The 13,921-nt window shown below is 39.7% G+C and carries 14 protein-coding genes; 9 read left to right on the forward strand and 5 right to left on the reverse strand.

Going from position 1 to position 13,921, the window contains the following annotated elements:
• The first annotated feature begins 46 nt into the window (after positions 1 to 46).
• The 6 genes from HMPREF9188_RS04845 to HMPREF9188_RS04870 all read left to right on the forward strand — a co-directional run bounded on the left by HMPREF9188_RS04845 (position 47) and on the right by HMPREF9188_RS04870 (position 6,792).
• The gene (locus HMPREF9188_RS04845) at positions 47 to 2,023 is read left to right on the forward strand and encodes a peptide ABC transporter substrate-binding protein (RefSeq protein ID WP_009730082.1); all 1,977 of its coding nucleotides are present in this window, start codon (positions 47 to 49) and stop codon (positions 2,021 to 2,023) included.
• A 116-nt stretch (positions 2,024 to 2,139) separates the two neighbouring features.
• Entirely contained in the window at positions 2,140 to 3,306 is a 1,167-nt protein-coding gene (locus HMPREF9188_RS04850; protein WP_000400299.1) for an AI-2E family transporter, read from the forward strand.
• Entirely contained in the window at positions 3,296 to 4,525 is a 1,230-nt protein-coding gene (locus HMPREF9188_RS04855) for a tetratricopeptide repeat protein (RefSeq protein WP_009730083.1), read from the forward strand. The genes HMPREF9188_RS04850 and HMPREF9188_RS04855 overlap by 11 nt, the downstream gene beginning before the upstream one ends.
• Before the next feature lie 136 nt (positions 4,526 to 4,661).
• Positions 4,662 to 5,303, forward strand: coding sequence for an amino acid ABC transporter permease (locus HMPREF9188_RS04860; RefSeq protein WP_000121158.1), 642 nt, complete (start codon positions 4,662 to 4,664; stop codon positions 5,301 to 5,303).
• A gap of 10 nt (positions 5,304 to 5,313) precedes the next feature.
• Complete coding sequence (locus HMPREF9188_RS04865; protein WP_000891748.1) at positions 5,314 to 5,943, forward strand: amino acid ABC transporter ATP-binding protein; 630 nt, start codon at positions 5,314 to 5,316, stop codon at positions 5,941 to 5,943.
• A gap of 9 nt (positions 5,944 to 5,952) precedes the next feature.
• Complete coding sequence (locus HMPREF9188_RS04870) at positions 5,953 to 6,792, forward strand: amino acid ABC transporter substrate-binding protein (protein ID WP_000823406.1); 840 nt, start codon at positions 5,953 to 5,955, stop codon at positions 6,790 to 6,792.
• Positions 6,793 to 7,019: 227 nt separating this feature from the next.
• Here HMPREF9188_RS04870 and lysS read toward each other — a convergent pair whose 3' ends face one another.
• The 5 genes from lysS to HMPREF9188_RS04895 all read right to left on the reverse strand — a co-directional run bounded on the left by lysS (position 7,020) and on the right by HMPREF9188_RS04895 (position 11,497).
• Positions 7,020 to 8,510 (reverse strand): lysine--tRNA ligase, encoded by a 1,491-nt coding sequence (gene lysS / locus HMPREF9188_RS04875; RefSeq protein ID WP_009730084.1) that lies wholly within the window; start codon positions 8,508 to 8,510, stop codon positions 7,020 to 7,022.
• Between the two features lie 139 nt (positions 8,511 to 8,649).
• Complete coding sequence (locus HMPREF9188_RS04880) at positions 8,650 to 9,267, reverse strand: histidine phosphatase family protein (RefSeq protein ID WP_009730085.1); 618 nt, start codon at positions 9,265 to 9,267, stop codon at positions 8,650 to 8,652.
• Positions 9,267 to 9,749, reverse strand: a complete 483-nt coding sequence (locus HMPREF9188_RS04885; RefSeq protein ID WP_001085914.1) for an aminoacyl-tRNA deacylase — start codon at positions 9,747 to 9,749, stop codon at positions 9,267 to 9,269. The genes HMPREF9188_RS04880 and HMPREF9188_RS04885 overlap by 1 nt, the downstream gene beginning before the upstream one ends.
• Positions 9,749 to 10,591: a DUF368 domain-containing protein gene (locus tag HMPREF9188_RS04890; protein WP_009730086.1), complete on the reverse strand. Its 843-nt coding sequence runs from the start codon at positions 10,589 to 10,591 to the stop codon at positions 9,749 to 9,751. The genes HMPREF9188_RS04885 and HMPREF9188_RS04890 overlap by 1 nt, the downstream gene beginning before the upstream one ends.
• A 105-nt stretch (positions 10,592 to 10,696) precedes the next feature.
• On the reverse strand, positions 10,697 to 11,497 hold the full coding sequence (locus HMPREF9188_RS04895; RefSeq protein WP_009730087.1) for a glycoside hydrolase family 25 protein: 801 nt from the start codon (positions 11,495 to 11,497) through the stop codon (positions 10,697 to 10,699).
• A gap of 155 nt (positions 11,498 to 11,652) precedes the next feature.
• Here HMPREF9188_RS04895 and glmU point away from each other — a divergent pair, with 155 nt between their 5' ends.
• From glmU to macP, 3 genes are read left to right on the forward strand one after another with little or no spacing between them, the layout of a single operon-like run.
• The gene (gene glmU, locus HMPREF9188_RS04900; protein ID WP_009730088.1) at positions 11,653 to 13,032 is read left to right on the forward strand and encodes a bifunctional UDP-N-acetylglucosamine diphosphorylase/glucosamine-1-phosphate N-acetyltransferase GlmU; all 1,380 of its coding nucleotides are present in this window, start codon (positions 11,653 to 11,655) and stop codon (positions 13,030 to 13,032) included.
• A 9-nt stretch (positions 13,033 to 13,041) separates the two neighbouring features.
• A complete protein-coding gene (locus tag HMPREF9188_RS04905) occupies positions 13,042 to 13,587 on the forward strand; it encodes an NUDIX hydrolase (RefSeq protein WP_009730089.1) in 546 nt (181 codons plus the stop codon).
• 11 nt (positions 13,588 to 13,598) lie between these two features.
• On the forward strand, positions 13,599 to 13,910 hold the full coding sequence (gene macP / locus HMPREF9188_RS04910; RefSeq protein ID WP_009730090.1) for a cell wall synthase accessory phosphoprotein MacP: 312 nt from the start codon (positions 13,599 to 13,601) through the stop codon (positions 13,908 to 13,910).
• The last annotated feature ends 11 nt before the right edge of the window (positions 13,911 to 13,921 follow it).

Below are 13,921 nucleotides of genomic sequence, written 5' to 3' on the forward strand. Positions count from 1 at the left end.
ATCAAAGTGATATAATAATGATATATTTGATTTAAAGGAGTGTCTTATGAAAAAACGTATTTTTCTAATGGCTGCAGTAGCAGTGTTGTCATCAGCACTACTAGCAGCTTGTTCGTCTGGTGGTAAAAACGCCAACCAACCTGTGACTTATACTTATGTCTTCTCATCGGATCCTGCAACTTTGGACTATACAGTTTCTGGAAATTCCAGTACCAAACAGGTGACTGGGAATGTCATCGATGGTTTGCTTGAGAATGACCAATATGGAAATCTTGTGCCGTCTGTAGCAGAGGACTGGAGTGTTTCTAAAGATGGTTTGACTTACACCTATAAAATCCGGAAAGGGATTAAGTGGTACACTAATGAAGGCGAGGAATATGGTGAAGTAAAGGCTCAGGATTTCGTGACAGGTTTGAAACATGCTGTCGCTAAGAAATCACAAGCCCTCTATCTCGTACAGGATTCAATCAAAGGGTTAGATGATTATATTAACGGGAAAACAAATGATTTTTCTACTGTTGGAATTAAGGCGACAGATGATTATACTCTTGTTTATACGCTTAATAATCCTGAATCTTTCTGGAATTCCAAGACAACGATGGGTGTTTTGGCACCAATCAATGAAGACTTTTTAGCCTCTAAGGGGGATAATTTTGGTAAACCTACTGATGTTACAAGTATTCTATACAATGGTCCTTACCTTCTGAAAGGTCTCACATCGAAATCTTCAATCGAGATGACAAAAAACCAAAACTATTGGGATAAAGGAAATGTCTTTATTGATGATATAAAATTGACCTTCTTTGATGGTCAAGATGCAGACTCTCTTGGTCGTGGTTTTGATGAAGGCCACTACCCAGCAGCTCCCCTCTTTAAGAATTCTGCAAACTATGAGCGATTCAAAGAAAAATACAAAGACAACATTGTGTATGGTCAACAAAGAGGAGGTAGCTACTACATTTCAACTAATATTGACCGTGTAGCCTATAACCATACTTCTAAAACAACGGACGAAGAAAAGACATCTACTAAGAAAGCTTTGTTGAACAAAGATTTCCGCCAAGCTTTGGCTTTTGGAGCAGATCGTAAGGCTGCTGTCTCTCAAGTATTTGGTGATGAAGTTGCCCCTCGTAAATTACGTACTAGCTTTACACCTCCAACGTTTGTTCAAATTGGAGATCAATCTTTTGGTCAAGTAACAAAAGCAGAACTTGACAAGTTGGATACTGCTTGGAGCGATGTTAGCCTAGATGATGCACAAGATTCACTTCATAATGTAGAGAAAGCTAAAACCAAACTTGAAGCGGCTAAGAAAACTCTTCAAGCCGACGGTGTTCAGTTCCCTATTCATTTGGACTTGCCAGTTTCCTCTACTCAAACAGATTTTGTACGTCAAGCTCAATCGTATAAACAATCAATAGAGGAAGCTCTTGGAGTTGAAAATGTGGTGGTTGATATCCAACAAGTTTCTGATGATGAATTGGGAAGTATGACCGTTCTTGCAACTTCAAAAGACAATATCGACTGGGATATCAATCCTAACAGTGGATGGAGCCCAGACTATGCAGATCCATCAACCTATCTTGATGCATTTGATCCAACATCTGGACCAACTCTTCTTGGAGCACTTGGTATTGCACTAGGATCAGATAGTTCAGCCATTAAGGCAGTAGGATTGGATAAATACAAAGAATTACTTGATGATGCTAACAGTGAGAAAACAGATCTCGAAAAACGTTATTCAAAATATGCTAAAGCTCAAGCATGGTTGACAGATAGTGCTCTAGTTATTCCTGTACACTCAGACGGTGCCCAAATGCTTGTTACAAAGAAAGTTCCAGGAACAGGAGCAGATGGTTGGGTCGGTGATAAAACAGGCGAAAACAGTTATAAATATCTGAAGATTCAAGATAAGATTGTGACAAGTAAAGAAATGGAAGAATTTCGCAAGAAATTTGCTGAAGAAAAAGCAAAATCAAACGAAGAATACCAAAAACAACTATCAAGTCATATTAAAGATTAAATAAATCTCCTCAATTGAGGAGATTTTTCTTTTTGTCTATCTATGTAAGCACTTAAAAAAAGAGTTATTTTAGTCTAAAAATGGTATAATGAAAGAATGACAGAAAGGATGTATTTATGGAACATAAAGAGAAACATTTTAGCCTATCTTGGTTTTTTAAGTGGTTTTTAGATAATAAAGCTATTACTGTATTCTTAGTGACCTTGTTACTGGGCTTGAATCTTTTCATTCTAAGTAAGATTAGTTTTATCTTTTTACCGGTTTTGGATTTTCTAGGAGTTGTCATGTTGCCAGTTATTTTATCTGGTTTACTTTATTACCTCCTCAATCCGATTGTGGACTGGATGGAGAAGCACAAAATTAATCGTGTGCTTGCTATCAGTATTGTTTTTGTCATTATTGGAATTTTTATCATTTGGGGTCTGGCAGTCGCTATTCCAAATCTTCAACGCCAGGTCTTAAATTTTGCAAAGAATGTGCCTAGTTACCTCGAAGATGCTGACCGTGTTATCAATGATCTTGTAACCAAACGCTTGCCAGATGATTTTAGACCTCAGTTAGAGCAAGTACTTGCAAATGTTTCTACAGAAGCGACGATGTGGGCCAGCAAAATCTCTTCTCAAGCTGTTAACTGGGTTAGCGCCTTTATCAGTAGTGTTTCCCAGGTCATTGTAGCGGTTATTATCGTACCATTCATGCTCTTTTATCTTTTGAGAGATGGGAAAGGCTTGCGAGATTACCTAACTAAATTCATCCCAAACAAGTTAAAAGAACCTGTTGGACAAGTTTTGTCAGATGTCAATAAACAGTTGTCAAACTACGTTAGAGGACAGGTTACTGTTGCTATTATCGTGGCAATTATGTTTATTATCTTCTTTAAGATTATTGGTCTCAGATATGCTGTGACTCTTGGTATTACGGCTGGTATCCTCAATCTAGTACCTTACCTGGGTAGTTTTCTAGCGATGTTGCCTGCTTTGGTTTTGGGCTTGATTGCAGGACCTGTCATGCTTTTGAAAGTGATTATTGTCTTTATTGTTGAACAAACGATTGAAGGTCGCTTCGTTTCTCCGCTTATTTTAGGTAGTCAGCTAAACATCCATCCGATCAATGTCCTCTTTGTTCTCCTAACTTCAGGCTCCATGTTTGGTATTTGGGGAGTCTTGCTGGGAATTCCTGTCTATGCCTCTGCCAAGGTCGTTATCTCAGCTATCTTTAACTGGTATAAAAAAGTCAGCGGACTGTATGAAGAAGAAGGGGAGGAAATCAAGAGTGAACAATAGTCAACGCATGCTCCAGGCTCTGGATGAACAGGATTTAACCAAGGCGGATCAGTATTATCACAAAGCCCTCGAAACAGATTCAAGTGAAGTTCTTTACGAACTAGCAAGCTATCTAGAGGGAATTGGCTTTTATCCTCAAGCAAAAGAAATTTACCAACATATCGTTACAGAATTCCCAGAAGTGAATCTGAATTTAGCAAGCATTGCTAGTGAGGATGGCAATGTTGAGGAAGCCTTTGCTTACCTTGAGGAAATCACACCCGAAAGTGACTGGTACGTATCGGCCTTGGCCTTGAAGGCAGACCTCTATCAGTTGGAAGGATTGACAGATGTTTCGCGTGAAAAGTTACTGGAAGCCCTAAACTACTCAGACGATTCCTTATTAGTTTTTGGTTTGGCTGAGTTGGATAGCGAGTTAGGGAATTATCAGGAAGCCATTCAGGGCTATGCTCAGTTGGATAATCGCTCCATCTACGAACAAACAGGTGTATCAACCTACCAACGAATTGGCTACGCTTATGCCCAGTTAGGCAAGTTTGAAGCTGCAACTGAGTTCTTAGAAAAAGCCTTAGAACTAGAATACGATGACCAAACTGCCTTTGAACTGGCTAGTCTTTACTTTGATCAAGAAGAGTATCAAAAATCTGTTCTTTACTTTAAGCAGATTGATACCATTTCACCAGATTTTGAAGGATATGAGTATGGTTATAGTCAAGCCTTGCATAAGGAACATCAGGTGGAAGAGGCCCTTCGTACCGTTAAACAAGGTTTGGAGAAAAATCCATTTGAAACTCGGCTCTTACTAGCTGCTTCTCAGTTTTCGTATGAATTGCATGATCCTAGTGCTGCAGAGCAGTTTCTCCTTACTGCTAAAGAAGATGCAGAGGATACAGAAGAAATTTTTCTTCGCCTCGCAACCATTTATATGGAACAAGAGCGGTATGAAGATATCATCGCTCTCCAAAGTCAAGAACCTGAAAATCTTTTGACCAAGTGGATGATTGCACGCTCTTACCAGGAAATCGAGGATTTAGATAAGGCCCATGAGCTCTATCAGGAACTATCGCCTGACCTCAAGGATAATCCCGAGTTTTTGGAGCAGTATACTTATCTTTTGCGTGAATTGGGATATTTTGAAGAAGCAAAGGTACAAGCTGAAGCCTATTTAAAACTCGTTCCAGATGATGTTCAGATACAAGAACTCTTAGAAACACTTTAAAAGTTATCTCTCTAAAAATGTATCCGTCAATTTGGCAGATACGTTTTTTTGGAAGAAATAGAATTTTTTTTCAATTACTCTTGCTAAATTGTTTATTTATGCTATAATAGGAACAATTATTTTTAGGAGGTGCAGTATGTCTTATATGTTTGAGATATTACCAAGTTTGTTAAACGGTGCAAGTATGACACTTCAGGTCTTTGCTCTGGTTTTAATTTTTTCAATTCCCTTAGGTATTGTCGTTGCCTTTGCTTTACAAGTCCGCTGGAAACCCCTCCATTATCTCATTGACCTTTATATTTGGGTGATGCGAGGGACTCCTTTGCTCTTGCAATTAATCTTTATTTACTATGTTCTTCCTAGCATTGGGATACGTTTAGATCGTTTGCCTGCTGCTGTGATCGCTTTTGTATTGAACTATGCAGCCTACTTTGCAGAAATCTTTCGTGGTGGGATTGAAACCATTCCCAAAGGGCAGTATGAAGCCGCAAAAGTGTTAAAATTTAGCTCCTTTGATACAGTTCGCTATATCATCCTTCCTCAGGTTACAAAGATTGTCTTACCGAGTGTCTTTAATGAAATTATGAGTTTGGTCAAAGATACTTCTTTGGTCTATGCTTTGGGGATTTCAGATTTGATTTTGGCTAGTAGGACTGCAGCCAATCGAGATGCCAGTCTTGTTCCTATGTTTTTAGCTGGAGCTATTTATTTAATCATGATTGGTCTTGTAACCATTATAGCGAAAAAACTTGAGAAGAAGTACAGTTATTACAGATAGGAGGATTGCTATGTTAGAATTACGAAATATCAATAAAGCCTTTGGTGGCAAACAAATCTTAACCAATTTCAGCCTATCAATTCCTGAAAAGCAAATCCTCGCAATCGTAGGTCCTTCAGGAGGAGGCAAGACCACCTTGTTACGTATGCTAGCTGGACTGGAAACCATCGATTCTGGAGAAATCTACTATAACGGCGAATCGTTAGCTATAGACGAACTCGAAAAGCGCAATCTTCTGGGATTTGTTTTCCAAGATTTTCAACTCTTTCCGCATTTGTCAGTTCTAGAAAACTTAACTCTGTCGCCCATAAAAACCATGAGCATGGAGAAGGAAGTTGCTGAGAAGAAGGCGCGTGGTTTGTTAGAACAACTTGGGTTAGCTGGGCATGCAGATGCCTTTCCTTTCTCATTATCTGGTGGGCAAAAACAACGGGTGGCCTTAGCACGCGCCATGATGATAAAGCCAGAAATTATTGGATATGATGAACCTACATCGGCCTTAGACCCAGAATTGCGATTAGAAGTAGAAAAACTTATCCTTCAAAATAAAGAGCGTGGGATGACCCAGATTGTTGTGACGCACGACCTTCAGTTTGCAGAAAATATTGCTGATCAGATCCTTAAGGTTGATCCAAAGTAGGAGGTGTCTATGAAGAGAAAGAAAATTGCCCTTGCACTTGCTCTGTTCTTTAGCTTCTTCCTGACGGCTTGTACTCAGAAGGCAAGTGATCCAAATCAGGATAACTGGGCCAAATATCAAAAGCAGGGTAGCATTACTATTGGCTTTGACAATACCTTTGTTCCCATGGGATTTGAGGAAAAGAATGGCCAGTATGCGGGCTTTGATATTGACCTAGCCCAAGCTGTCTCTGAAAAGCTAGGGATTCAGATTAAATTTCAACCCATCGACTGGGATATGAAAGAAACCGAACTACAAAATGGTACCATTGATGCCATCTGGAATGGCTATACAGCTACAGATGAACGGAAAGAGAAGGTTGCATTTACTATTCCTTACATGGAAAATCAACAAGTTTTGGTCTCTAAAAAGTCTCAAAATATCCACTCAATTCAGGATATGACAGACAAAATTTTAGGGGCCCAGGCTGGATCTTCTGGCTATTTGAATTTTGAAGGACAACCAGAACTACTCAAGAACCGAGTGAAAGACCAGAAGGCTAATCAATACCAAAGTTTCAATGAAGCCTTAATTGATTTGAAAAATGACCGGATTGATGCCTTGTTGATTGACCGAGTATATGCCAATTATTATCTCCAGTCTGAAGGGATATTAAGCGACTACAATGTCTTTTCAGCTGGATTTGAAAGTGAAGCTTTTGCAGTGGGTGTTAGACCTGCTGATAAAACTTTGTTAGCCGCTTTGAACCAAGCCTTTATCTCACTATACCAAGAAGGAAAATTCCAGGAAATCAGCCAGAAATGGTTTGGGGAAGATGTAGCCACCAGTCAAGTTAAAAATCAAGAATAAGAAAAGAGATTGAGTTTTTCCTCAGTCTCTTTTTGTATCGAAAAATCCTCTGGCAAGTACCAGAGGATAAGGGTTTATACTCAATGAAAATCAAAGAGCAAACTAGGAAGCTAGCCGCAGGCTGCTCAAAACACTGTTTTGAGGTTGTAGATAAGACTGACAAAGTCAGGAACATATATCTACGGCAAGGTAACGCTGACGTGGTTTGAAGAGATTTTCGAAGAGTGTTATTTCATTGTTGGGAAGAGCAATACATCACGGATAGTGGTTGTATCAGTGAGGAGCATGCAGAGACGGTCGATACCGATACCCAAACCACCTGTTGGTGGCATACCGTATTCAAGAGCCTCGATGTAATCGTAGTCAATGCCAGTTGCTTCGTCGTCACCAAGTTCTTTAGCTTTCGCCTGGGCTTCAAAACGGCTAAGTTGGTCGATTGGGTCGTTCAACTCAGTAAAGGCGTTACCGTACTCCTTAGTCATGATGAAGAGCTCAAAACGGTCAGTAAAGCGTTCGTCTTCAGGATTTTTCTTCGCGAGTGGAGAGACAGCTACTGGATGTCCGTAGACAAAGGTTGGTTGGATCAAGGTTTCTTCGACAAATTCTTCAAAGAAGGCATTGATGATGTGACCAACTTCAGTGTAGTGTTTCTCAACTGGAACTTTCTTCTCAGCAGCGATAGCTTTAGCTTCCTCGAAAGTTAGATCTTGCCAGAAATCTACACCAGTAATTTCTTTGATAGCATCCACCATGTGAACGCGTTTGAATGGTTCGTTGATTTTGATTTCAGTTCCTTGATAGTTTACTGGACCATCACCTTTGACGGATTTAGCAGCGTGTTGGATAATACCTTCCGTCAAGTCCATAATATCTTGGAAATCTGCATAAGCTTGGTAAACTTCGATTGAAGTGAATTCAGGGTTATGAGTAGCATCCATTCCTTCATTACGGAAGATACGGCCAATTTCATAGACACGTTCCATACCACCAACGATAAGACGTTTTAAGTGAAGCTCAGTTGCGATACGAAGCACCATGTCAATGTTTTGGGCATTGTGGTGAGTGATAAATGGACGAGCAGCAGCACCACCAGCTTCATTATGAAGAACAGGTGTTTCTACTTCAAGAAAACCTTTTTGATCAAGAAAACGACGGATTTCAGAGATGATTTTTGAACGAGTGACAAAGCGCTCAAAGCTTTCACGGTTCGAAATCAAGTCCAGGTAACGTTTACGATAGATGGTTTCAACGTCTGTCAAACCGTGGAATTTCTCTGGAAGTGGGCGAAGTGCTTTAGACAAGTGTGTAATATGAGTTGCCTTGATAGAGAGCTCTCCCATATCTGTCCGCATGACTTCACCTTCGACACCGAGGAAGTCTCCTAGGTCAGCCTTCTTAAAGATTTCGTAGTTTTCTTCACCCACAGCATCTTTACGAACATAGATTTGGATTTGGCCATCACGGTCTTGTAAATGAGCAAAGCCGACTTTCCCTTTCCCACGTTTACTAACTAAACGTCCAGCGATAGTAGCAGTTTCGTTTAATTCATGTAATTGTTCTTTATCGAGTTCTGCAAATTTGTCTTTTAGTTCTTGAGAGTTAGCAGTACGTTCAAAACGTTTACCGAAAGGATCAATTCCTTGTTCACGGAGCGCAGCCATTTTTTCACGGCGAACGATCTGCTGGTCATTTAGTTCTTCCATATGTTCTGTAGACATGGGTTCCTCCTAATTTTTAATCAAATTTTGAAATAATAAATCAATTTTTCACGATACTCCCATTTTATCATAAATAGTCAAGAAATTCACGGATATTCTATAAAAACTAAAAAGAACTTGACCATTAAGATCAAGTTCTTTATTGATAAGAGGTATCATTCCAAGTATCAAGAGTGAATGTTTCAAAATCATGGGTTTCAAGAATTGTCAGGCTGGCATTTGCTAGACCGCCATCTTTACGAAGAAGAGGTTCTTTATAGCCTAGAAGAGTACGAAGACTGGCAGTGAGATTTGCACCATGACCAACAATTAGAACTCTCTCAGCCTGACTCTTCTTCAGAGATTTGATAAATTGAATGGTACGTTGAGTTGTACTGTAGAGGGATTCCGCTTCAAACATTCTTGTATCGAACTTAGCTAAGTTTGTACGGAAAGCCGTGATTTGTTGTGGGTAGATGGCATTGAGAGTTGCGATTTTTAAACCTTCAAGTTTCCCAAGATGCCATTCACGTAGGTCAGGAATAGTCTCTAAAGGACATTGCGTCTGGAGTTGGCTTTGGATAATTTCAGCAGATTTGACCGCTCTTGGTAAATCACTTGAATAAATCTCATCGAAAGGAATATTGCTGAGATATTGACCGAGAGCCTTTAAGGTATCAATAGACTCAGGAAGAAGAGGTGAGTCCCCTCCGGCACCTTGGAAACGTCCTTCAAGATTCCAGATAGTTCGGCCATGACGCACAAAATAGAGTTTCATCAGTTGTTTTCCTCCAAGATATCTGCAAAATCTGCTTTCACAAAGCTAGCCAAGTCTTGTGGAGCAATAATGATACTATGCCCGACTTCCCCAGCAGAGACGATCATTTTGTCTAAATCTAAAGCTGTTTTATCAATAAAAATAGGATAGTTGTGTTTTTGGCGAATGCCGACGGGGTTATTAGCTCCATGAATGTAGCCTGTCGTTTTTTCTAGGTCTTTTTGTGGAATCATACTCACTTTTTTATTACCAGAAACCTTTGCTAATTTTTTTTCAGCGAGGTGTTCTGTTATGGGGACGATTCCGATAATTGGGCCTGTCTTGTCCCCCAGCAGAGCCAAGGTTTTAAAGATATGTGTTCGATCATATTCCGAAGGAAGTTCACCCTCAAGCGCATTGATTTGAATCCCTGTATGCTCAATTCCTGCTTTGGTTAAGATTTGCTCGACAAGAGTTTTTTTAATTTTTACTTTTTTTGCCATTATTTATACTTATCCTCCAATTGACTCATCCAGATACCAAGCCAAATGCCAAGCGCAAAGAAGAAGGCGATGAGAACATAGCTCACGATAGAAAGTCCAGTGTAATGGATACTTTCAGCACTTCCAGCATTTGGAATCAAAATCAAGAGAGTGCTTGATAGCACAATCCCAATAATAAAGTGATAAACACGGGAGTGGTAATTGTTCAAGGCATGGTCCATTAATTTTGAAAAGATAATGAGAGTTGCTCCTGCACCAATCCCGATAGGAAGGAAGGTACCAAATAAATCAAAGGTCTTAAAGCCAGTTAGCATTGGAGCGTACAGTCCTAAAATCAAGAGTAGATTTGATGGACTTAAACCAGGCACCAAGACACCAAGAGCTAAAAGAACACCTGCCAAGATGAAACTAGCGAAACTGGCGCTGAGAGATCCAACAACAAAGTTTAGCGCGTAGAGCCCTAGACCTGAAAGGATAAAGGTAGTCCAGAACCAGACTAGGTCAATCTTGTCACGATCAGATTCTCGAGTAGATTCTCTAAGGAGGCTAGGAACTGTACCGATGATAGCTCCAGCAAAGCTCCATAAAACATAGACTTGGTAATTTTCTAGCAAATACTCAATCGGATAGGAAAACAAACCAATACCTAGCAACATCCCGATAGCTACTGGGATAAAGTATAGGACATTCTCTTTAAAATCCTTAAAGGGATGAGCCAGAAAACTAATCATTCGCTCGTAAATTCCCAAAATCGCTGCTAGAACACCACCAGAAATTCCGGGTAGGATAAATCCTAAGGCGATGACGATTCCTTTGATAACTCTTGCAATCCATGAAAACATATTAGACTCCTCAATTTCATAAATTTCTTTCTCTGTCTTATCAATTATAACACAGACAGCAAAAAAATGAAAAAGCAAGTGAAAAAGTTGCGATTTTCACTTGCTTTATGGTCTTAAAAATAGCTTTCGGAAGGTTTCTTCTTTTTCCTTATCAGTAGAAATGAGATTGATGTCTAGGTGATGTTCAAATCCTGCAATTTTTCCTTTAGAAGTATACTGATGGAGGTCATAGTCTAAATCAGTATTGGGTGTGGCCTCAAAGTAGCCTGAGTCTGTCCCATAAGAAGGAATCCAGACGGCAGAGAAATTTTCCGTATTGATGCTATGTTCTTGCATGAAATAAACACCAATGTAAATCCCGATATTTTTAGCGCCCAGCGATTCAAGTTTAGCCCGAAAAGCTTCGACTCCGTCATTCATATCGGCCATTGTTTTTTCCTCAACGTCAAGCCAGTAATAACTAGGATTGTATGGAGAAGCAGCGTTGTAGAAGACTTCAGCAGCTTTTTCCATTTCTTCTTTGTTCGTACCAGTTAGATAAGCATAAACGGCTACGGGGACATTGCGCTTTTGAAATTCTGAAATATGATTTTTATAGGATTTATCAACTCCGTTGATAAAGGCTGCATCATTTGCTTCCATGTGTTGAGTACCACTGTGCACGCGAACAATAGCTCCAGAAATATTTTGAGATAAAATATCGTAGTTTATCTCCTCCGGTCTTTGCCAACCAGAAATGTCAATAATGGGTTTATCAAGATTATGCAAGGCCTGGTTTTCAACTTGGACAGTGTTGCTTTTTGACTTGATCGAATGGTCTTCATAAGCTGGTTTATTAAAGATTAAAATAGCTATAACAATGGTGAATAGACTAAAAATAATAGCTGGATGAATCTCTTTTCTCATATCTAATTAGTTTAACGTAAATAGATAAAAAAATCAAAGAAAACGTTGAAAAGATGAATGAACTAGCATGTTTTCCCCTATTTCTCTGTTTGTTTACTCCTAAGGAAGTAAATTATGGTATAATATAAGGGAATTTTTACAGAAAAGAGAATAGTATGTCAAATTATGCCATTATCTTAGCAGCGGGTAAAGGTACTCGCATGAAATCAGATCTTCCAAAGGTACTTCATAAAGTAGCAGGAATTTCGATGTTGGAACATGTTTTTCGTAGTGTTAGTGCTATTCAACCTGAAAAAACAGTCACTGTTGTGGGACACAAGGCGGAGCTAGTTGAGCAAGTCTTGGCTGGACAGACAGACTTTGTCACTCAATCGGAACAACTGGGCACAGGGCATGCTGTCATGATGGCAGAACCTATTCTCCAAAACCGCTCTGGGCACACCTTGGTTATCGCTGGAGATACTCCTCTGATTACAGGTGAAAGCTTGAAAAGTCTCTTGGATTTCCATATCAATCACAAAAATGTGGCGACTATTTTAACAGCTGAAGCAGCTGATCCTTTTGGATATGGTCGTATCGTCCGTAACGATAATGCTGAAGTTCTTCGCATTGTGGAGCAGAAAGATGCCACAGATTTTGAAAAACAAATTAAGGAAATCAATACGGGAACGTATGTATTTGACAATGAACGTCTTTTTGAGGCCCTTAAAAACATCAACACCAACAATGCCCAAGGTGAGTACTATATTACTGACGTGATTGGTATTTTCCGTAATGCGGGTGAGAAGGTTGGGGCCTATACTCTCAAGGATTTTGATGAAAGTCTTGGAGTAAACGACCGTGTGGCACTTGCCACTGCGGAGGCAGTGATGCGCCGCCGTATCAATCAAAAGCACATGGTTAATGGTGTTAGCTTTGTCAATCCTGAAGCAACTTACATTGATATTGATGTCGAGATTGCACCTGAAGTCCAAATCGAAGCCAACGTTACCTTGAAAGGTCAAACGAAGATTGGGGCGGAAACTGTTTTAACAAATGGAACTTATATCGTGGATAGCGCTATCGGAGCTGGAGCTGTGATTACGAATTCCATGATTGAGGAAAGTACAGTTACAGATGGTGTGACAGTCGGTCCGTATGCTCATATTCGTCCAGGCTCAAGTCTTGCTTCTCAAGTTCACATTGGAAACTTTGTTGAAGTAAAAGGATCTTCAATCGGTGAAAATACTAAGGCAGGTCATTTGACCTATATCGGAAACTGTGAAGTGGGTAGCCATGTTAACTTTGGTGCAGGTACGATTACAGTTAACTACGACGGGAAGAATAAGTACAAGACTGTCATTGGCAATAATGTCTTTGTTGGATCAAACTCAACCATCATTGCTCCAGTGGAACTTGGTGATAATTCACTAGTTGGAGCTGGTTCAACGATTACAAAAGATGTTCCAGCTGACGCCATTGCTATTGGACGTGGACGTCAAGTTAATAAAGATGAATATGCACTACGTTTGCCTCATCATCCTAAGAATCAGTAGGAGTCTATCATGGAATTTGAAGAAAAAACGATTAGCCGGAAGGAAATCTATCAAGGTCCTATTTTTAAGCTAGTGCAAGACCAGGTGGAACTACCAGAAAGGAAGGGAACTGCCCAACGTGATCTGATTTTTCACAATGGAGGCGTATGTGTTCTAGCTGTAACAGCTGAGGACAAAATCGTCCTTGTTAAGCAATACCGAAAAGCTATTGAAGCTATCTCTTATGAAATTCCTGCTGGTAAACTAGAACTTGGTGAAAATGCAGATCCCATGTCGGCGGCCCTTCGTGAATTGGAGGAGGAAGTTGCCTATACGGGTAAGTTAGAGCTTCTATATGATTTCTACTCTGCTATTGGTTTTTGTAACGAAAAATTAAAACTCTACCTCGCTAGAGATTTAACTAAGGTGGAAAATCCTCGTCCGCAAGATGATGATGAAACCTTGGAAGTTCTAGAGGTCAGCCTTGAAGAAGCAAAAAACTTAATTCAGTCTGGCCATATCTGTGATGCCAAGACCATTATGGCAATCCAGTACTGGGAATTGCAAGAGAAATAGAGGAGTAGCCCATGGGAAAACCTTTGTTAACAGATGAAATAATCGAACGTGCCAATCGTGGGGAGAAAATCTCTGGGCCACCTCTTCAAGATGACGAGGAAACTAAAATTTTATCAACTTCTTCACAAAACTTTGGTTATTCACGTTCTAGAGACTATAATTCTATTCAAGATACTTTAACAATCAAAGTAGAGCCAACGATTCATAAGAGCCGTCGCATTGAGAATACCAAGAGAAATGTTTTTAACTCAAAATTAAATAGAATCTTATTTACAGTCATCCTACTCTTGATTTTACTTGTGTTGGCGATGAAACTTTTGTAATAGAAAAGGAA

The organism is Streptococcus sp. F0441 (assembly GCF_000314775.2).
In the GTDB taxonomy this organism is placed as follows: Bacteria; Bacillota; Bacilli; order Lactobacillales; family Streptococcaceae; genus Streptococcus.

Bases quoted from the DNA above. Each gene is read 5' to 3' on its own strand.
- HMPREF9188_RS04845 (WP_009730082.1), top strand. From the start codon at position 47: ATGAAAAAACGTATTTTTCTAATGGCTGCAGTAGCAGTGTTGTCATCA.
- HMPREF9188_RS04850 (WP_000400299.1), top strand. From the start codon at position 2,140: ATGGAACATAAAGAGAAACATTTTAGCCTATCTTGGTTTTTTAAGTGG.
- HMPREF9188_RS04860 (WP_000121158.1), top strand. From the start codon at position 4,662: ATGTCTTATATGTTTGAGATATTACCAAGTTTGTTAAACGGTGCAAGT.
- HMPREF9188_RS04865 (WP_000891748.1), top strand. From the start codon at position 5,314: ATGTTAGAATTACGAAATATCAATAAAGCCTTTGGTGGCAAACAAATC.
- HMPREF9188_RS04870 (WP_000823406.1), top strand. From the start codon at position 5,953: ATGAAGAGAAAGAAAATTGCCCTTGCACTTGCTCTGTTCTTTAGCTTC.
- lysS (WP_009730084.1), bottom strand. From the start codon at position 8,510: ATGTCTACAGAACATATGGAAGAACTAAATGACCAGCAGATCGTTCGC.
- HMPREF9188_RS04880 (WP_009730085.1), bottom strand. From the start codon at position 9,267: ATGAAACTCTATTTTGTGCGTCATGGCCGAACTATCTGGAATCTTGAA.
- HMPREF9188_RS04885 (WP_001085914.1), bottom strand. From the start codon at position 9,749: ATGGCAAAAAAAGTAAAAATTAAAAAAACTCTTGTCGAGCAAATCTTA.
- HMPREF9188_RS04890 (WP_009730086.1), bottom strand. From the start codon at position 10,591: ATGTTTTCATGGATTGCAAGAGTTATCAAAGGAATCGTCATCGCCTTA.
- HMPREF9188_RS04895 (WP_009730087.1), bottom strand. From the start codon at position 11,497: ATGAGAAAAGAGATTCATCCAGCTATTATTTTTAGTCTATTCACCATT.
- glmU (WP_009730088.1), top strand. From the start codon at position 11,653: ATGTCAAATTATGCCATTATCTTAGCAGCGGGTAAAGGTACTCGCATG.
- HMPREF9188_RS04905 (WP_009730089.1), top strand. From the start codon at position 13,042: ATGGAATTTGAAGAAAAAACGATTAGCCGGAAGGAAATCTATCAAGGT.
- macP (WP_009730090.1), top strand. From the start codon at position 13,599: ATGGGAAAACCTTTGTTAACAGATGAAATAATCGAACGTGCCAATCGT.